15 protein-coding genes are annotated in these 18,362 nt (G+C 70.3%); 13 read left to right on the forward strand and 2 right to left on the reverse strand.

All coding sequences use genetic code 11. The annotated features are described in order from the left end of the window. Positions 1-15: 15 nt before the first annotated feature. The 5 genes from KME79_RS18775 (at position 16) to KME79_RS18800 (ending at position 8,867) form a co-directional block, all read left to right on the forward strand. On the forward strand, positions 16-1,059 hold the full coding sequence (locus tag KME79_RS18775; protein ID WP_219545524.1) for a LacI family DNA-binding transcriptional regulator: 1,044 nt from the start codon (positions 16-18) through the stop codon (positions 1,057-1,059). A 166-nt stretch (positions 1,060-1,225) separates the two neighbouring features. Next, a complete protein-coding gene (gene xynC / locus KME79_RS18780) occupies positions 1,226-2,941 on the forward strand; it encodes a glucuronoarabinoxylan endo-1,4-beta-xylanase XynC (RefSeq protein ID WP_281429412.1) in 1,716 nt (571 codons plus the stop codon). Positions 2,942-2,981: 40 nt separating this feature from the next. Further along, positions 2,982-4,079 carry an enolase C-terminal domain-like protein gene (locus tag KME79_RS18790; protein ID WP_219545525.1) on the forward strand — a complete coding sequence of 366 codons (1,098 nt, stop codon included), beginning with the start codon at positions 2,982-2,984 and terminating at the stop codon, positions 4,077-4,079. An 18-nt stretch (positions 4,080-4,097) separates the two neighbouring features. Then, positions 4,098-5,861 carry a glycoside hydrolase family 15 protein gene (locus KME79_RS18795; protein WP_219545526.1) on the forward strand — a complete coding sequence of 588 codons (1,764 nt, stop codon included), beginning with the start codon at positions 4,098-4,100 and terminating at the stop codon, positions 5,859-5,861. Positions 5,862-5,960: 99 nt separating this feature from the next. Further along, positions 5,961-8,867 (forward strand): FAD-binding and (Fe-S)-binding domain-containing protein, encoded by a 2,907-nt coding sequence (locus KME79_RS18800; protein WP_219545527.1) that lies wholly within the window; start codon positions 5,961-5,963, stop codon positions 8,865-8,867. A 3-nt stretch (positions 8,868-8,870) separates the two neighbouring features. Here KME79_RS18800 and KME79_RS18805 read toward each other — a convergent pair whose 3' ends face one another. Continuing rightward, positions 8,871-9,509 (reverse strand): phosphoribosyltransferase, encoded by a 639-nt coding sequence (locus tag KME79_RS18805; protein ID WP_219545528.1) that lies wholly within the window; start codon positions 9,507-9,509, stop codon positions 8,871-8,873. Between the two features lie 180 nt (positions 9,510-9,689). Between KME79_RS18805 and KME79_RS18810 the strand changes: the two genes are divergently transcribed. From KME79_RS18810 to KME79_RS18835, 6 genes are all read left to right on the forward strand, one after another. Then, positions 9,690-10,112 carry a CBS domain-containing protein gene (locus KME79_RS18810; protein ID WP_148036260.1) on the forward strand — a complete coding sequence of 141 codons (423 nt, stop codon included), beginning with the start codon at positions 9,690-9,692 and terminating at the stop codon, positions 10,110-10,112. Positions 10,113-10,224: 112 nt separating this feature from the next. After that, positions 10,225-11,943, forward strand: a complete 1,719-nt coding sequence (gene polX / locus KME79_RS18815; RefSeq protein ID WP_219545529.1) for a DNA polymerase/3'-5' exonuclease PolX — start codon at positions 10,225-10,227, stop codon at positions 11,941-11,943. Positions 11,944-12,026: 83 nt separating this feature from the next. Further along, positions 12,027-12,890, forward strand: a complete 864-nt coding sequence (locus KME79_RS18820; RefSeq protein WP_219545530.1) for a universal stress protein — start codon at positions 12,027-12,029, stop codon at positions 12,888-12,890. A 68-nt stretch (positions 12,891-12,958) separates the two neighbouring features. Continuing rightward, the gene (locus KME79_RS18825) at positions 12,959-13,333 is read left to right on the forward strand and encodes an ArsR/SmtB family transcription factor (RefSeq protein ID WP_148036263.1); all 375 of its coding nucleotides are present in this window, start codon (positions 12,959-12,961) and stop codon (positions 13,331-13,333) included. Continuing rightward, on the forward strand, positions 13,330-13,992 hold the full coding sequence (locus KME79_RS18830) for a cation efflux transmembrane domain-containing protein (protein ID WP_219545531.1): 663 nt from the start codon (positions 13,330-13,332) through the stop codon (positions 13,990-13,992). Before KME79_RS18825 ends, KME79_RS18830 begins: the two co-directional genes overlap by 4 nt. Before the next feature lies 1 nt (position 13,993). Then, positions 13,994-14,605 carry a methyltransferase family protein gene (locus tag KME79_RS18835; protein WP_219545532.1) on the forward strand — a complete coding sequence of 204 codons (612 nt, stop codon included), beginning with the start codon at positions 13,994-13,996 and terminating at the stop codon, positions 14,603-14,605. 64 nt (positions 14,606-14,669) lie between these two features. Here the strand turns inward: KME79_RS18835 and KME79_RS18840 are convergent, their stop codons facing one another. Then, positions 14,670-16,352, reverse strand: a complete 1,683-nt coding sequence (locus KME79_RS18840; protein WP_219545533.1) for a hypothetical protein — start codon at positions 16,350-16,352, stop codon at positions 14,670-14,672. 345 nt (positions 16,353-16,697) lie between these two features. Between KME79_RS18840 and KME79_RS18845 the strand changes: the two genes are divergently transcribed. Both KME79_RS18845 and KME79_RS18850 read left to right on the forward strand, forming a co-directional pair. Further along, positions 16,698-17,816 (forward strand): amidase domain-containing protein, encoded by a 1,119-nt coding sequence (locus KME79_RS18845; RefSeq protein ID WP_219545534.1) that lies wholly within the window; start codon positions 16,698-16,700, stop codon positions 17,814-17,816. Between the two features lie 10 nt (positions 17,817-17,826). Beyond that, positions 17,827-18,264, forward strand: coding sequence for a hypothetical protein (locus KME79_RS18850; RefSeq protein ID WP_219545535.1), 438 nt, complete (start codon positions 17,827-17,829; stop codon positions 18,262-18,264). Positions 18,265-18,362: the final 98 nt, after the last annotated feature.

Consider the following 18,362-nt stretch of genomic DNA (forward strand, 5'->3'; position numbering starts at 1 on the left):
GGATAAACTCCGGATATGGCCTCGACCGGAGAACCCCCCATCGGCGAATCGGCACCTTCGGTACCACTGACCCTGACTCAGCTGGCCGAGCTGGCAGGAGTGTCCACCGCCACGGTCTCCAAGGTCATCAACGGTCGCTCGGAGGTGGGCCCGACGACCCGCGCGCTGGTCGAGAGGCTCATCGAGGAACACGGCTACCGCCGGCAGCGCCGTCGCATCAAACCCGCGAGCCTCATCGAGGTCGTCTTCCACGAGCTCGCCGGAGACTACCCGATAGAGATCGTCAAGGGGGTCCAGCGGGTCGCCTGGACCCATGGCCTGAGCGTGGTGGTCTCCGAGCTCGGCGGCCGGCACACTCCCGAGCCCAAATGGATCGGCGACCTGCTCACCCGCCGTCCCGCCGGTGTGATCACCGTGTTCTCCGGGCCGGCCGAGGATCAGCGCGTGCGCCTCGCGACCCAGGAGATCCCCCTGGTGGTGCTGGATCCGGCGGGCAATCCGGGGCTCGGCGTGCCGTCCGTGGCCGCCACCAACTGGAGCGGCGGCCTGGAGGCCACCCGTCACCTGCTCGAACTCGGTCACCGGCGCATCGCGATGATCACCGGACCCTCGTTCGCGCTCTCCAGCCGGGCCCGGCTGGACGGCTACCGCGCCGCTCTCGACGCCGCGGGTGTGCCGATCGACCCGGCTCTCATCCGTCAGGGAAACTTTCAGATCGAGGACGGGGTGGCCCACACTCACCAGCTGATGAAATTACCTGAGCCGCCCACCGCGATCTTCGCCGCCAACGACGGTCAGGCCATCGGCGTCTACCATGCGGCCCACGAGCTGCGGCTCCGCATTCCCGACGACCTGAGCGTGATCGGCTTCGACGACATGCCGGTCTGGCGCTGGGCGCAGCCGCCGCTCACGACCATCCACCAGCCTCTGCGCGAGATGGGCGCCACGGCCGCGACCATGTTGATCAGCCTGGCCGAGGGGGAGACGCTGCAGCAGAAACGGGTGGAGCTGGGGACCGAACTCGTGGTCCGCCAGAGCACGGCCGCCCTCCGGTCATGATCTTGGTTAAGTTTCTTCCCGGTGAACGGTTGACGCGCCGGGGCGAGGGCTCTACCTTCCAGCCAGAGATGTTAGCGCGAACACTCGGCGCTCCGAGATAGTCCTTCCCTCCCCGATATGTACGTGCGTACGCCGAAATGGGAGCGCTCCCAAAAGAGGAGGCAACATGCGGAACGGACCCGTCAGCCGGAGGACCATGCTGGCCACGATGGGAGCCCTGCCCGTCATCGCGGCCACGGCGCGGCCCGCGGGGGCGACGGCCGCCGCCGCGGCGGTCATCGATCCGTCGGCGGGGCGGCAGACGATCCGCGGCTTCGGCGGCATGACCCACTCCGCCTGGATCGGCGACCTGACGGCCGCCCAGCGGGACACGGCGTTCGGCACCGGCGAGGGCCGCCTGGGGTTCTCCGTGCTCAGGATCCCCGTCCCCGAGAACCAGGCCGACTGGAGCCGTGACCTGGCGACGGCGCGGCGCGCGATCGAGCTCGGGGCGACCGTCATCGCCTCGCCGTGGAACCCTCCCGCCCACATGGTCGAGACCTTCGTACGCGGCAGCCAGACCAACGCCCGGCGCCTCAGGTACGACATGTACGGCGCCTACGCCCAGCACCTGAACGACTTCAACGGCTTCCTGCGGAACAACGGGGTGAACCTGTACGGCATCTCGGTGCAGAACGAGCCCGACTACGCCCACGAATGGACGTGGTGGACTCCCGCCGAAATGGTGCGGTTCCTACGGGAGAACGCCGGCTCGATCGGCACCAGGGTCATCGCGCCCGAGTCCTTCCAGTACCTGAAGAACATGTCGGACCCCATACTCAACGACTCCTCGGCGCTCGCCAACGTGGACATCATCGGCGCTCACCTCTACGGCACGTCGTTCGCGAACTTCCCGTACCCCCTCTTCAAGCAGAAGGGCGCGGGCAAGGAGCTCTGGATGACCGAGGTCTACTACCCCAACAGCAGCGATTCGGCGGACCTCTGGCCCCAGGCGCTCGACGTGGGGGAGCACATCCACCGCGCGATGGTGGACGCCGAGTTCCAGGCCTACGTCTGGTGGTACATCCGGCGCGGTTACGGCCCCATGCGGGAGGACGGCCAGATCAGCAAGCGCGGCGCCAACATGGCGCAGTTCGCCAGGTTCGTCCGCCCTGGGTACGTGCGGATCGAAGCCACGGCGAACCCGGCGTCGAACGTCTACGTCTCGGCCTACCGGGGCGGTGACTCCACGGTCGTCGTCGTCGCCATCAACAAGGGAACCTCCGGGGTGAGCCAGCAGTTCACCCTGGCGAACGGCACCGCGTCCAGCGTCTCGTCCTGGCTCACCGACGCGAGCAGGAACGTCGCGCCCCAGGGCACGACCGGCGTGTCCAACGGCTCCTTCACCGTCACGCTCCCCGCCCGAAGCGTGACCACCTTCGTCACCGGCGTTACCGGGTCCCCTGGCGGGATCGACACCAGTGCCTGGTACGTCCTGGTCAACCGCAACAGCGGCAAGGCCCTGGACGTCTACAACCTGTCCACCGCCGACGGCGGCCGCATCACCCAGTGGACCCGTAACAACGGCAACCAGCAGCAATGGCAGTTCGTCGACTCGGGCGGCGGCTACTACCGCCTGAAGTCCCGCCACTCCGGCAAGGTGCTGGACGTCTACAACTGGTCGACCGCCAACGGCGCATCCATCGTCCAGTGGGCCGACCACAACGGCACCAACCAGCAGTGGCGGACGGCCGACTCCGGCGCCTACCTCCGCCTGATCAACCGCAACAGCGGCAAGGCCCTGGAGGTCCAGGGCGCCTCCACCGCCGACAACGCCAACATCGTCCAGTACGACGACTGGGGCGGCGACAACCAGCAGTGGCAGCTCGTGCGGACCGGCTGACGCCCGTTTGTCCAGGTAGGACGGGGTAGCACGCACTCGCATGAGCAGGATCGAGGGGGTGACCGCCGCCGCCTACCGGGTGCCGACCGACCAGCCCGAAGGGGACGGCACCCTCGCCTGGGACGCCACGACCCTGGTCGTCGCCACGGTCCGCGCCGAGGGCATGACGGGGACCGGATGGACGTACGCGCCCGCGGCCGCGGCCGGATTCATCGGCGACGTCCTGGCGGAGGTGGTCACGGGGGCGGACGCCCTGGCGATCCCGGCGATCTGGGCGTCCATGATCCGCCGGGTGCGCAACGCCGGCCGTCCCGGCGTCGCCGGGTACGCCGTCTCCGCCGTGGACGTCGCGCTGTGGGATCTCAAGGCGCGACTGCTGGGGACGTCCCTGGCCGGGCTGTTCGGGATGGCCCGCGAGCGGGTGCCGCTGTACGGGTCGGGCGGTTTCACCACCTATGACGATGACGCGACCGTCGCGCAGCTCACCCACTGGGTCCACGAGCTGGGCATCGGCCGCATCAAGATCAAGATCGGCGAGTCGTCCGGCGCCAGACCCGACCGCGACCTGCACCGGATCGCGCTGGCCCGGCGCGTCATCGGCGGCGACGCCGAGCTGTACGTCGACGTCAACGGCGGCTACACCGCCAAGCAGGCCGTCCGGCAGGCCGAGCAGATGCGCGAGCACGACGTGCGCTGGTTCGAGGAGCCGGTCTCCTCCGACGATCTGGCCGGCCTGCGGCTGGTCAGGGGGCAGGTTACCGCCGACGTGGCCGCGGGGGAGTACGGGAGCGACGTGGCGTACTTCACCCGCATGTGCCAGGCGGAAGCGGTCGACTGTCTCCAGGCCGACGCCACCCGCTGCGGCGGCTACACCGGCTGGTTCGCCGCCTGCGCGGTCGCGGCCGGGCACAATCTGCAGGTCTCCGCGCACTGCGCGCCCAACCTGCACCTGCCGGCCGCCGCCGCCACGCCCAACCTGCGGCACATCGAGTGGTTCCACGACCACCAGCGCATCGAGGCCGAGCTGTTCGACGGGGCCGCCGACCCCACCGGCGGGCTGGCAGGGCCGGTCACCGGGGAACCGGGTCACGGCCTGACCCTGCGCGCCGACGCCGCGCGGCCGTACCGCACCGCGTAGGACCAGGAGGTGACCGGGATGCGGATCGAGGACTACGCCCTCATCGGGGACATGCACACCGCCGCCCTGGTCGCCCGTGACGGGTCCGTCGACTGGCTGTGCCTGCCGCGCTTCGACTCTCCCGCCTGCTTCGCCGCCCTGCTGGGCGAGCCCGGCGCGGGCCGGTGGCTGCTGGCTCCGGCGTCTGGCGGCCCGTGCTCCTCCCGCCGCTACCTGGACGACACGCTGGTCCTGGAAAGCACGTGGGAGTGCGACGGCGGCGCGGTGCGGATCCTGGACTTCATGCCGCCGCGCGGGCAGGCGCCCGACGTGGTCCGGATCGTCGAGGGCGTGCGCGGCCGGGTCGGGATGCGCATGGAGTTGATGCTCCGCTTCGACTACGGGCGCGACGAGCCCTGGCTGCGCTACGAGCACGGCCTCTTCGCCGCCGTGGCCGGGCCCGACGCCGCCTGGCTGCGCACTCCCGTACCTCTGTGCGTCGACGAGGACGCCCGGCGCACCACCGCGGAGTTCACGGTCGGGCCAGGTGACCGGGTGCCGTTCGTCCTGACCTGGCAGCACTCGTGGCTGCCGCGCCCGGACGCCATCGACGCGCAGGAGTCCCTGGCCGGAGCCGAGGGCATGTGGCGCGACTGGATCAGCGGCTGCGGCTACCGGGGCGACGACGGCGCCGCCGTACGCGGCAGCCTGCTGACTCTGAAGGCCCTCACGTACGCGCCGACCGGGGGGATCGTCGCCGCCGCCACCACGTCACTGCCCGAGCAGATCGGCGGTTCCCGCAACTGGGACTACCGCTACTGCTGGCTGCGCGACGCCTCGTTCACCCTGCAGGCGCTCATGTCGGCCGGCTACGACGCCGAGGCCCGCGCCTGGCGGGACTGGTTGCTTCGCGCCGTCGCCGGGCATCCGGCCGCCCTGCAGATCATGTACACGGTCGAGGGAGCCCGGCGCATCCCCGAATGGAGCGTGGACTGGCTGCCCGGCTACGAGGGCTCGTCCCCCGTCAACGTCGGCAACGCCGCCAGCGGCCAGTTCCAGCTCGACGTCTACGGCGAGACCCTCGACTGTCTGCACCTGGCCAGGCAGTCGGGGCTCGCGGTGGTGGAGGAGGCGTGGGACCTGCAGCGGAGCATCATGGACTATCTCGAAGGCGTCTGGCGGCGACCCGACAACGGGCTGTGGGAGATGCGCGGCCCGCGTCGGCAGTTCGTGCACTCCAAGATCCTCGCCTGGGTGGCCGCCGACCGGATGGTCCAGGCGGTGGAGGCGTTCGGGCTGGGCGGGCCGGTGGACCGGTGGCGGGCGCTGCGCCGCGAGATCCACGACGAGGTGTGCGCGCAGGGCTACGACGCCGGCCGCGGCACCTTCACCCAGTACTACGGTTCCACCGGTCTGGACGCCGCGCTGCTGCTCATCCCCCGCCTCGGATTCCTGCCGGCGGACGACCCGCGCGTGGCCGGGACCGTGGACGCGATCCAGCGCGAGCTGGTGGAGGACGGCTTCGTGCTCCGCTACCGGCCCGAGCACGAAGGCGTGGACGGGCTGCCCGGCCGCGAGGGCATCTTCCTGGCCTGCTCGTTCTGGCTGGCCGACGCGCTGGCGATGCTGGGCCGCCGCCGCCCTGCGCGCGACCTGTTCGACCGGCTGCTCGGCCTGCGCAACGACGTCGGGCTGCTCTCGGAGGAGTACGACACCGCCCGCCGACGGCAGATCGGCAACTTCCCGCAGGCCTACAGCCACGTGTCCGTCATCAACACCGCCGCCGCGCGGGCCGCCCCCTGACACCCGTGCGAAGTCTTTCCACATTCGTCAGCATTCCGCTCCGGCGGGCAGGGCAGGACCGCAGGCGTGACCCGTATCGTCGCGGAAACGCTCAAAGTGATGACACGCCCCGACTCCGACCTCAGGAGCCGGCAGCCCTACGTGCGGGTCCGCGACCTGGAACGGGACCTGGCCGCCAAGGTGGACGGCGAGGTCCGCTTCGACCCCGGCAGCCGGGGCGCCTACTCCACCGACGCCTCCAATTACCGGCAGGTGCCCCTCGGCGTCGTCGTGCCGCGCACGGTGGAGGCCGCGGCCGTCGCGGTGGCGGTCTGCCGCGAGCACCGGGCGCCGATCACCTCACGCGGCGGCGGGACCAGCCTGGCCGGCCAGACCTGCAACACCGCCGTGATCATCGACTGGTCCAAGTACTGCGACCGCCTGGTCTCCGTCGACGAGCAGGCCCGTACCTGCGTGGTGGAGCCCGGCATCGTCCTGGACGACCTCAACCGGCGGCTCGCACCGACCGGCCTGATGTTCGGCCCCCGCCCGTCCACGCACTCCCACTGCACGCTCGGCGGCATGATCGGCAACAACTCCTGCGGATCCACCGCCCAGCTGTACGGCAAGACCGCCGACAACGTCGTCCGGCTGGAGATCCTCACCTACGACGGGACGCGCATGTGGGTGGGCCCCACCAGCGACGAGGAGTACGACCGGATCATCGCGGAGGGAGGCCGCTCGGCCGAGATCCTGCGCAGGCTGCGCGAGATCGCCGGCGAGAACGCGGACGAGATCCGCCGCCGATACCCCGACATCCCACGCCGGGTCTCCGGCTACAACCTCGACCAACTGCTGCCCGGCGGCCCGTTCGACCTGGCCCGCGCCCTGGTCGGCTCCGAAGGCACCCTGGTCACCGTGCTCCGCGCCGAACTGGCGCTCGTGCCCGCGCCGGCCGCGCAGAGCCTGCTCGTGCTCGGCTACCACGACATCGCGGCGGCGGCCGACGCCGTGCCGCGGATCACCGCCCACCGGCCGCTCCAGCTGGAAGGCATCGACGACAAGCTCGTCGGGTACGAGACCCGCAAGCACATGCACCGGCAGGCGGTCGCCCGCCTGCCGGAAGGCGGCGCCTGGCTGATGGTGTCGTTCACCGGCGACGACCAGGAGGACGCCGACCAGCGGGCGCGCGCCCTCGTGGAGGAGCTCGGCCGCGGCGATCAGGCCCCGGACGTGGCGTTCTTCGACGACCCCGCCGCCGAGCAGCAACTGTGGGAGCTGCGCGAGGCAGGGCTCGGCGCCACCGCGCGCGGCCCCGGCATGCCCGACACCTGGCCCGGCTGGGAGGACTCGGCCGTATCCCCGGACCGCCTCGGCGACTACCTGCGTGACCTGCGCCGCCTGCTGGAAGAGTTCGGATACGGCGACGCCGCACTGTACGGCCACTTCGGCCATGCCTGCGTGCACACCCGCATACCGTTCGACCTGCTCACCGCCGACGGCGTGGCGGCCTTCCGCGCCTTCCTCGACCGGGCCGCGGATCTGGCCGTCTCCTACGGCGGCTCCCTGTCGGGGGAGCACGGCGACGGCCAGGCCAGGGCCGAGCTGCTGCCCAAGATGTTCGGGCCCACCATCGTCGGCGCTTTCCAGCAGGTCAAGGCGGTGTTCGACCCCGATGACCGGATGAACCCCGGCAAGGTCGTCTCCCCGTACGGGATCACCACGAACCTGCGGCTGGGCAGCGCCTGGACGCCCGCCGAGCCCGAGACCGAGTTCGGCTACCCCGACGACCAGGGCAGCTTCCAGCGGGCCGTGATGCGCTGCGTCGGCGTCGGCCAGTGCCGCAGCCACCAGGGCGGCGTCATGTGCCCTTCCTACCGGGCCACCGGGGAGGAGGAGCACTCCACCCGAGGGCGTGCCCGGCTGCTGTTCGAGATGCTGAACGGCCACCGCGACTCCGCCGTGACCGACGGCTGGCGCTCCACCGCCGTGCACGACGCCCTCGACCTCTGCCTGGCCTGCAAGGGCTGCAAGCATGACTGCCCGGTGGGTGTGGACATGGCCACCTACAAGGCCGAGTTCCTCGCCCACCACTACGCGGGCCGGCTCCGGCCCGCCGCCCACTACAGCATGGGCTGGCTGCCGGTGTGGGCGCGGCTGGCCTCTTTCGCCCCGGGCCTGGTCAACACCGTGACCCACGCGCCCGGTTTGGCCCGGCTCGTCAAGCGGCTGGGCGGGATGGAGCCGTCCAGGCCCCTGCCGTCCTTCGCGGGGATCCGCTTCAGCGACGCCTACCGCCGACGGGGGCCGCACGGCAGCGGCGAACGCGGCGAGGTGCTGCTGTGGCCGGACACCTTCACCGACAACCTGGCCCCGCGCATCGCGGCCGCGGCCGTCACCGTCCTGGAAGGCGCCGGCTACCGGGTGCTCGTCCCACCGCGCACCCTCTGCTGCGGGCTGACCTGGATCTCCACCGGGCAGCTCGGCATCGCCCGCCGCGTGCTGCGACGAACCCTGGACACGCTCGCTCCCCTGCTCCGGCGCGGCATCCCGATCGTCGGGCTCGAACCCAGCTGCACCGCCGTCTTCCGGGACGACGCCGCGAACCTGCTGCCCGGCGACCGCGACGTCACCCGGCTGGCCGAGCAGACGAGGACCCTGGCCGAGCTCCTCACCGGCACCGACGGCTGGCGGCCGCCGCGCATCGACCTCGCCGCCGTCGCCCAGCCGCACTGCCACCAGCACGCCGTCCTCGGTTACGAGGCCGATCAGCAGGTGCTCCGGCAGGCCGGGGTCCAGCTGCGCACGGTCGGCGGCTGCTGCGGCCTGGCCGGCGACTTCGGCTTCACCGCCGGACACCTGCGCACGTCACTCGCCTGCGCCGAGCACGAGCTGCTGCCCGCCATCCGCCAGAGCGACCCGGGCACGATCGTCCTGGCCGACGGCTTCAGCTGCCGCACCCAGATCGAACACGCCGGAACCCGGCACCGCCCGCTGCACCTGGCCGAACTCCTCGCCCGAGCCTGAGGATCACCCGCCTGTGGACCGCTCCAGCAGCTCGATCACCTCGTCGTCCGTGGTCTGGGTGAAATCGCGGTACCAGAACCCGATGGCGAACAGATCGGCGGGCGTCTCCAGGCAGATCACCTCGTCGGCGTCCGCGCGCAGGCTCTCGATCGTCTCCGGCGGGCCGACCGGCACCGCCAGGATCACCCGCCCGGCTCCGTGCGCACGAGCCACCTGACAGGCGGCCCGGGCCGTGCCGCCCGTGGCGATCCCGTCGTCCACCACGACGACCGTACGGCCCGCCAGGTCGGCCGGCGCCCGATCACGACGGAAGCGGCTCGCGCGGCGCATGACCTCGGCCTGCTCGTCCTCGGTTACGCCGGCCATCTCCCCCCGCGTCAGATGCGCCATCTGGACGACCCCCGCGTTGATCACCCGTACGCCCCCCTCCCCGATGGCGCCGAACCCCAGCTCGGGCTGGAACGGCACCCCCAGCTTGCGGACCACGATCACGTCCAGCGGCGCGCCCAGGACCCGGGCCACCTCGAAGGCCACCGGCACGCCCCCTCGGGGCAGCCCCACGACGACCACGTTCTCGTCGCTGACGGCTTCCCTCACTCGTTCGGCCAGACGGACACCCGCGTCATGACGATCGACGAACACCGGTCCACCTCCTGAGTTCGCTGCCACCCTCCCCACCTCGACGCCCCTTCACCACGGCCGTCGGCAAAAATTTGCTGGGATGCTGCAGAAATTGCAGGTCAAAGATGCTTTCGACGGGTTTCACGGGCCGCGGGCTGAGTAGCACGACATCGAAGGGGACGTCACAGGGAAGGAAGCGACATGACGACAGCGCGTGATGTCATGCACCATGGCTGTGAATGCCTTCAGATCAACGAGACCGTCGACACGGCGGCGCGCCGGATGACGGACATGAACGTCGGTGCGCTGCCGGTCTGCGAGGAGGGACGGCTCAAGGGCATCATCACCGACCGCGACATCGTGGTGAAGTGCGTCGCGAGAGGCGAGAACCCGGCCACGCTCGCCGCCGGACAGCTCATCGAAGCAGAGCAGGTGTGGTCGATCGACGCGAGCGCGGACATCGAGGAAGTCCTGCACCAGATGGCCGAGCACAAGATCCGCCGGCTGCCGGTGCTGGAGAACGAGGAACTGGTCGGCATCATCAGCCAGGCCGACCTCGCGGCGAAGCTGCCCGAGGACAAGGTCGGCGTACTGGTGGAAGCGATCTCGGCGACCTCCCACTGAAACCGCTGCGCCAGGGTGATCTCTGACGCGCGGTGGCCGCCCGCGTCCGCGCGGGCGGCCCCGCCGCGCCGGCGGTCCATGAGACCCGGCCGCACGGAACGAGGTGCTTCAGATGGATCGGATCAACGACGAGGTCGCCGCGCTGTTGCAGGAGTACGCCGACCTGATAGCGATCACCGGGGGCGACGCGTTCAAGGTCCGGGTGTACGAGAAGGCGGCGCGGTCGGTCGGCGGGTACGCCCAGGACATCACCCGCCTCGACGCGGCCGGACTGCGCCACATACCCAATGTCGGCACGTCGATCGCGGGGAAGATCGAGGAGTTCCGCCAGACCGGTGTCATTCACCAACTGGAGGAACTCCGGGTGAAGGTGCCGGCCGGAGTACGCCGGTTGACGACGATTCCCTCACTCGGTCCGAAGAAGGCCATGGTCCTTTACGGGGAACTCGGGATCGGCTCGGTCGAAGCGCTCGAGGAGGCGATCCGGGCCGGGAACCTGCACGGGCTGCACGGATTCGGCGCGAAGACGGAGGAGAACCTGCTCCACGGCATCGAGCTGATGAACAAGACGGGCCGGCGCGTCCACATCGATGTCGCGATGGGCGTCGCCGAGCAGGTCGTCGCGGAACTGTCGGCGGTCGGCGGCTGCCGGCGGTGTTCGTTCGTCGGATCGCTGCGCCGCATGAAGGACACGATCGGCGATGTCGACGTACTGGCCACGTCCGGGGACTCCGCGGCTTTGATGGCGGCGTTCACGGGCTCGTCCCTCGCCGCCGAAGTGATCGCGAGTGGCGGCACCAAGAGCTCGATCCGCACCCCTGCCGGCCTCCAGGTCGATCTGCGGGTGGTTCACCAGGACTCCTGGGGGGCGGCACTGCAGTACTTCACCGGTTCCAAGCCCCACAACATCCACACCCGCGAGATCGCACTGCACCAGAAGCTGAAGCTCTCGGAGTACGGCCTGTTCGACGTGGAGACCGGAGAGAGGATCGTCTCGGCCGACGAGGGGGAGGTCTACGGCCGGCTCGGCCTGCCATGGATCCCGCCGACGCTTCGGGAGGACAGCGGCGAGATCGAGGCCGCGCTCCGGGGAGAACTGCCCGTGCTGGTCAGCGAGGCCGACATCCGCGGCGACCTGCACACCCACACTGATCTCACGGATGGGGTGGCGCCGCTGGAGGAGATGGTCGCGGCGGCGGCCAAGCGCGGCTACGGCTACTACGCGGTGACCGACCACGCCCCGAACCTGTACATGCAGCGGATGACCCGCGAGAAGGCCCTGGCTCAACGTGAACGGGTCCGCCGGCTGGCAGCCGACTACCCGGAGCTGCGACTGCTGCACGGCACCGAGTTGAACATCGATCCGGAGGGAGACGTCGACTGGCCGGCGGAATTCCTGGCGGAGTTCGATCTGTGCCTCGCGGCGGTGCATTCGCACTTCGGGCAGCCGCGGGCCGAGATGACCCGGCGCATCGTCCGGGCCTGCGAGAATCCGTACGTCAAGATCATCGGCCATCCCACCGCCAGGATCATCGGCAGCCGCGAACCGGTCGACGCGGACTGGGATGAGGTTTTCCGGGCGTGCGCCCGCACCGGAACGGCTCTGGAGATCGACGCCTTTCCCGACCGCCTCGACCTGCCCGCCGGCCTCGTCCGGCGAGCGCTGGACTTCGGCGTGCTCTTCGCCATCGGCAGCGACGCGCATGCCGTCCCGCACCTGGGCAACATGCGGTACGGCGTCGGTACCGCGCAGCGGGGCTGGCTCGCGGCCGGACGGGTCATCAACACCTGGCCGATCGACCGGCTGCTGGAGTTCCTCCGGTCAGGGTGACCGCCCGGCATCGGACAGGCGGCGTGTACGTGCTCGACCGGTTGCCGAGGCGGTCGGCGGAACCGAGTGGAGGGGGCTATGACATGGCCGAACCGATCGTCGCAGGGGTGGACGGTTCCCGGGGAGGGCTGGCCGCGGTGGTGTGGGCGGCCGACGACGCGGCCCGACGCGATTGCGACCTGCGTATCGTCCACGTCGTAGAGCCGTTCGTCCACGGCGGGCGGGCATACGAGCGTGCAGCCGACGACCCGGCGCGTGAGGAAGGTGAGCTGCAGCTGCAGGAGGCCGCAGCGGTGGCCGCCGGGTTCCGCGGCACCGTCCGTGTGAGCACCGAGCTGCTCTACGGTGATACCGCTGAGGTGTTGCGTGCGCAGGCCGACGAGGCCTCGGCCATCGTGGTCGGCAGTCGCGGCCTGGGTGGATTCACCGGGCTCCTGCTGGGCTCGGTGGCCCTGGGCCTCGCCGGGCACGCAGCGGGTCCTGTGGTGGTGGTCCGTGGCTCACCCGCGATGATGCGGGGCGAGATCGTGGCCGGCCTGAATCCTCAGGATCCCGAACACCCGGCCATCGACTACGCCTTCAAGGAGGCGGAGGCGCATGGTGCCCGGCTGCGGGTGGTGCACGCCTGGGATCTGCCGTCGAGCAGGTTGGGCCGGGGCTTCCCACGGGATTTCGACATCATCGCCGAGGCGCGGCGGGAAGAGGTCCAGAGGGTGTTGTCGCCATGGTCGGAGCGGCATCCCGGCGTGGCCGTGACCGTTTCGGATTACCGCGGCAATCCCGTTGCGGCGCTGTGCGAGGCGTCCGTGCGTGCCGACCTGGTCGTCGTGGGCTCCCGGGGGAGGGGAGCGATCCGCTCAGCCGTGCTCGGCTCGGTCAGCCACGGGGTGCTTCACTACGCCTCCTGCCCGGTCGCCGTCGTACGGCCGCGCGGGCGAGCCGGCTGACCGGCCCGCTCAGGAGCGCAGCCCGTGCCTCTTGCATATGCATCGTGGTATCGGGCTAACATCGCCATATGGCGATTGATTCTGATGGCGGCCGTTGTGTCAGCGCGGACATCGCCGCCGGCGTCTCCCCGGCGGCGGCGATGTTCCACTCCCTGGCCGACGAGACCCGGCTGCGCATCGTGCAGCGGCTCGCGCGCGGCGAGGCCCGCGTGGTGGACCTGACCACCCAGCTCGGGCTGGCCCAGTCCACGGTGTCCAAGCATCTGGCCTGCCTGCGCGACTGCGGCCTGGTCGGCTACCGCGCCGAAGGCCGCCAGTCCTTCTACTCCCTGACCCGGCCCGAGCTGATGGACCTGCTCGCCTCGGCCGAGCAACTGCTGGCCGCCACCGGCCACGCCGTGGCGCTGTGTCCCGTACGGGAGGCCGGGGAGACGGTGTCGTGACCGCGCCGAACGTCACCGTCCCGGCGCGGCGGGACGTCCTGCGGCGCCGCGTCCGGCTCCTGGTCGCCGCGACCATCACGTACAACGTGATCGAAGCCGTGGTGGCCATCACCGCCGGAGCCGTCGCCTCCTCCGCCGCCCTGATCGGCTTCGGTCTCGACTCCGTGGTGGAGGTCGCCTCCGCCGCCGCGGTGGCCTGGCAGTTCTCCGCCGCCGACCACGAGAAGCGGGAGAAGACCGCGCTGCGCGTCATCGCGATCTCGTTCTTCGCGCTGGCCGCCTACGTCACCTTCGACGCCGGGCGCGCCCTGCTCGGCGGCGGCGAGGCCGAGCACTCCACCCCCGGCCTGGTCCTGGCCGCGCTGTCGCTGGTGATCATGCCGTTCCTGTCGGCCGCGCAGCGCCGCACCGGCCGCGAGCTCGGCTCCGCCTCCGCGGTGGCCGACTCCAAGCAGACGCTGCTGTGCACGTACCTGTCCGCCGTGCTGCTCGTGGGCCTGGCGCTCAACAGCGCCTTCGGCTGGTCCTGGGCCGACCCGATCGCCGCCCTGGTCATCGCCGCCGTCGCGGTCAAGGAAGGCCGCGACGCCTGGCGCGGCCACGCCTGCTGCGTGACCACCCAGGCCTGCGCCCCCGGCTGCTCCTGCCCGGGAGACTGACATGGCCGTCACCGCGTTGGTCATCTATCTCGCCTGGGCCCTGCTGGCGTTCGGGCTGCGCAGCTGGGTGCAGTGGCGCCGCACCGGAGACGCCGGCTTCCGCGGTGCAGCCCTCGCCCGTGGCAGCGTCCAGTGGTGGGCGAAACTCCTGTTCGTCGCCGCTCTGGCCGCCGGCGCGGCCGGGCCGACCGCAGCCCTGGCCGGCCTGCCGCCGCTGCCCGGCATCGACCAGCGGCCCCTGCAGGCGGCCGGAACAGTGCTGGCCCTGCTCGGAGTGGTGGCCACGCTGGCCGCGCAGACCTCGATGGGCGCCTCCTGGCGTATCGGCGTGGCCGAGAGCGAGACCACCGACCTGGTCACCACCGGCGCCTTCGCCCTCGCGCGCAACCCCATCTTCACCGCCATGATCGCCACCGCTGCCGGGCTGGCCGCCATGGTCCCCAACCTGATCTCCCTGGCCGCGCTGGTTCTGGCCGTCGTGGCGATCGAGCTGCAGGTCCGCGCCGTCGAAGAACCGTATCTCCGGCGCGTGCACGGCGCCGCCTATCTGCGGTACGCGGCGCGCGTCGGCCGCTTCCTGCCCGGCATCGGCCGCATGCCGCACACCTCCTGACGACGATGGACGAGATCTCGGCGTTTCCACGTGGTCGACAGCGCCATCGCACCGGAGATCGCGATCATCGAGCTGTCCACCGTTTCAGCTCGACCCTCTTCCTCGACGCGCCCGGGAACACCACGACCAGGTGCTCCTCACCCGCCTCGCCGACCCGCACGTAGACGCGGAGCCGGTAGCGGCCCTTCCCCGCGATCGCCAGGTTCGGCATCGGGGCACCCGCGCCCACCTCTCCGTCGCCCATCTCCGGCACGGTGAGCCGGCCGCTGCGGCTGACGATCGGCACCTCGTTGACCTGATCCCACCCGGCCGTCCGCCGGGGCGGCGCGGTGCGGAGGGCCTTCACGGTGAGACACAGATCGATGACGTCCTCGACGTGCCCGATGAGCACCGCGCTGCGGGCCACCCCGATGCCGGCGCTGTCGTCGTAGACCTTGTCCGTCGCCCGCTCCGCCGCCTCGCCGGCCGCCGGGTCGCCGGGATCGTGGACCAGATATCCGGCATCGCCGTCGGCGAACAGGAAGTAGGTGGCCGTGGCCTGGACGACACCCTTCGTCCGGGGCCACGGGTCGCGGCAACTCGCGTTCCTCTCGGCGAGGTAGGCGTCGCCCGCCGCCTTCTTCTCCGCGGTCGACCGCAGCAGCTCGGGATGGGTCGCGCCGATGATCTCCGGGCAGACGTAGACGAGGTCCCACGGGTCCGCGCCCCACGCGGGCCGCGCGCTCCCGGCCCGCGTCAGGATCGCCGTCTGCTCGTCGCGGTCCTTCGCACGGCACAGTGCTCGCGCGTACGAGAGGACGCCCTGGTCCGACAGGCTGTCCGGGAAGATGGGCGGAACCCCGCCGTCTCTGCTCCGCGCCAGGCACAGGAACGCGGCGTCGCGCTCCTCAGGTTTCAGGTCGCCGAAGCTGGGCCGGTCATAGCAGTCCATCGACCAGCCGGTGTGGGTGAGGTGCGCGGCCTGCTCCGGGTGGATCTGCGCGATGACCGGCAGCACGGCCACGGCCGCCACCGCGACGCGGATCGCGCGCTGCCGCGCGGGCGGAAGGTCCGCCAGGCGGTCCTCCTTGGGCATTTCACGGGCGGTCGCCGCGATCCAGACGGTGCTGACGAGGGTCACCGCCTCCATCAGGACCGACACCGCCAGACCGTCGCCGGGGGTCGTGTCGAGGAGAATGTCGAGCGGGAGCACCAGCGCGTGGACACCCACCGACAGCCAACCGGCGGTCAGCGTGCCACGGCTCCACCGGCCGTCGCGCCACTGCCCGATGACCGTGATGAGGATCCCCGCCACTCCGCCCAGCATCAAGATCGGTGCGACGATGCCGCCCGCGCCGAGCTCTGGGAGGTCGAGGTCGTCGAGCAGATCGTCGGTCATCACGACCAGCTCGACGGCGAACATCGCGCCGGCCGCCGCTCGCAGCATGCCGGACCGCCAGCGGATGACGAGCAGGAAGAGAACATCGATCGCGGCCCACAGCGCGAGCTGGAAGGCCGTGTCGACCGCGTCGGGGAGCAGCGCGATCGGATACCACAGCACGAGGCTGTCCGCCACCGCCAGATACAGCACCCCGCGCAGCGCCTTCTCCCGGCGGTCGAGCGGTCCCCGCGCAGGAGCCCGCAGGATCAGCCACAGGAACGCGGCCTTCACCGGGGCGGCCACGAGCAGCGCCACGACCGTCGGGGTGTCGAACCCTTCTCGCCCGGCGAAGCCCGCATAAGCCGGCGGCGCCCATTCGACGGCCACCCAGAGCCAGGCATCACCGATCAGCAGGCCCGCGACCGTCGCCGCAAGAACCAGGCCTACTAATCCAATCCTGATAACCCGCCAGAAACCATCTGGAAGCATGGATGATCTTAGCGCGGCGCGGGTCAAGGATTGACCGCCGGAGCTGACACCCTGGCCGCCCCGGACGGTTGCTCGTCCATGCGGCACCGACATGCGTTTCCCGGTATGCGCAGTCTTGACGGATATCCCTTCGCAAGAGATCCTTACGAAGCGATCAACGAATTGTCATGACAATAGTTACGGGGAGGCATCGTGCGTTCAAGGAAACGGCACTTATGGGTGGCCGCGGCCACCGCTTGTCTGATGGCAATCAGCACGCCCGCATATTCGGCCGACACACACGCTTCGGCCGAAGACCTCGAAACCGCCGCACTGATGTACCTCAAATCGCGAGTCGCCCAACTGACCGGCGACTCGCGGGGCACCGCACTCCATGCGACGCCGGCGAGCGAGCAGGTCAAGGAGACGCTCCGAGCCGACTCCGCCGCGATCGACGTACGCCGCGAGAAGTTGAGATCAGCCAACGGCGGGCACAGCCGGGGCGAGGTCACCGTCTCCGACATGCAGATATCGACCAGCGGCAAGACCGCGACGGTCAAGCTGACCGAGAACACCACGTTGTTCTACGCCCGCACGACGCCAGGCAGTCCGGAGGCCGAGCAGTACCAACTGCGTCACACCCTGACGTACACCCTGGAGGGAAGCCAGTGGGTGCTCAGCCATGACGCGCCGGATATCCGCGTGGGAGACCTCGCCCCCGACACCTACCCGAGCACCGCAGGAACCGTACCGTCCAAAGCCGTTCCATCCAGTAAGAAGCTCAGCAGCACATCCCGGCCACGGACGACGTCCCAGGGCACGGTGCCCGACAAATCGTCTCCCACCTATCGTGCTCCCGGTAACTCCACACTCGCCTACGACTACGGCGCGATGACGAGATACGCCCTCCAATACTGGAGCAACTACAACCCGAACTACCGGACCTACGGCGGTGAAGGCGGCGACTGCACCAACTTCCTGTCGCAGATAGTCAAGGCCGGAGGCTGGGCGGGGACGGGCTCCTGGCCAGGCGAGAACCGGACCCTCCCCGACCAGTGGTACTACGGGCACGAAGGGAACTGGACCACCACCTACACCTGGGCAGCGGCAGAGAACTGGTACTGGTTCGCCAGCCCCTTCAATTCCGGCCGGACAGAGCCGCTCGACTACATCTGGGAAATGGGCGTCAGCGACGTCCTGCAAATCGACTTCGACCGGAACGACAACATCAGCCACTCCATGTTCGTCACCGGCCGCGACGGTTCAGGACAGAACGCCGACGAACTGTACATGACCTACCACAGCACCAATACTCTGAATAAGAGACTGAGCAGTATCATCGCGGCGACCCCCGATGCATGGTTCTACGCACATCGGACGTGACACGGCAGACATGAGCATCATCTCGGACATCCGGCGGAGGCTCGTCCTGGCCTTCGCCGGATGCGCGCTGCTCCTCGGGTGCGGCATCACGGAGGCGCCCGGAGGAGCCGCCAGCCCCCGGGCCGCGGTGGACGCCTACGTGCTCGGGCTGAACCAGCACGACGCGCAGCGGCTCGCCCTGCTGGCCCCGATCGGGAACGACCCGGCAGCCGACATCCAGCGGCGGCTGGAGATGCACGGCGGCCGGCAGATCCGGCTTGAGAACGTCGACATCAGCAGCGAGATCTCGCCGGAGGTGGCGACCGCCCGGCTCGTCGGACGCGGCACCTCCGGGCGGTATCAAGAGACCCTGGTGCTCACCCGCCAGGATCAGCGCTGGTATGTCGCCTTGGGATCGCATCCTCAACCGGCGAAGACCTCGGCCTCGACGGCCCGCCCTTCAGGCTGAGGTACGTCCGGGTCTTGCCGTGTGGTGTGTCCTCATCCGGCAGGGGGAAGTCGGTGTTCGCGGAGATGGCGACGGGCGTGGTCGTCCCGAACGGCCGA

It is taken from the genome of Nonomuraea harbinensis (assembly GCF_019396385.1).
GTDB classification, from domain to species: Bacteria; Actinomycetota; Actinomycetes; order Streptosporangiales; family Streptosporangiaceae; genus Nonomuraea; species Nonomuraea ferruginea.

Bases quoted from the DNA above. Each gene is read 5' to 3' on its own strand.
- KME79_RS18800 (WP_219545527.1), top strand. From the start codon at position 5,961: ATGACACGCCCCGACTCCGACCTCAGGAGCCGGCAGCCCTACGTGCGG.
- KME79_RS18825 (WP_148036263.1), top strand. From the start codon at position 12,959: ATGGCGATTGATTCTGATGGCGGCCGTTGTGTCAGCGCGGACATCGCC.
- KME79_RS18850 (WP_219545535.1), top strand. From the start codon at position 17,827: ATGAGCATCATCTCGGACATCCGGCGGAGGCTCGTCCTGGCCTTCGCC.
- KME79_RS18835 (WP_219545532.1), top strand. From the start codon at position 13,994: ATGGCCGTCACCGCGTTGGTCATCTATCTCGCCTGGGCCCTGCTGGCG.
- KME79_RS18810 (WP_148036260.1), top strand. From the start codon at position 9,690: ATGACGACAGCGCGTGATGTCATGCACCATGGCTGTGAATGCCTTCAG.
- polX (WP_219545529.1), top strand. From the start codon at position 10,225: ATGGATCGGATCAACGACGAGGTCGCCGCGCTGTTGCAGGAGTACGCC.
- KME79_RS18775 (WP_219545524.1), top strand. From the start codon at position 16: ATGGCCTCGACCGGAGAACCCCCCATCGGCGAATCGGCACCTTCGGTA.
- KME79_RS18845 (WP_219545534.1), top strand. From the start codon at position 16,698: ATGGCAATCAGCACGCCCGCATATTCGGCCGACACACACGCTTCGGCC.
- KME79_RS18790 (WP_219545525.1), top strand. From the start codon at position 2,982: ATGAGCAGGATCGAGGGGGTGACCGCCGCCGCCTACCGGGTGCCGACC.
- KME79_RS18820 (WP_219545530.1), top strand. From the start codon at position 12,027: ATGGCCGAACCGATCGTCGCAGGGGTGGACGGTTCCCGGGGAGGGCTG.
- xynC (WP_281429412.1), top strand. From the start codon at position 1,226: ATGCGGAACGGACCCGTCAGCCGGAGGACCATGCTGGCCACGATGGGA.
- KME79_RS18795 (WP_219545526.1), top strand. From the start codon at position 4,098: ATGCGGATCGAGGACTACGCCCTCATCGGGGACATGCACACCGCCGCC.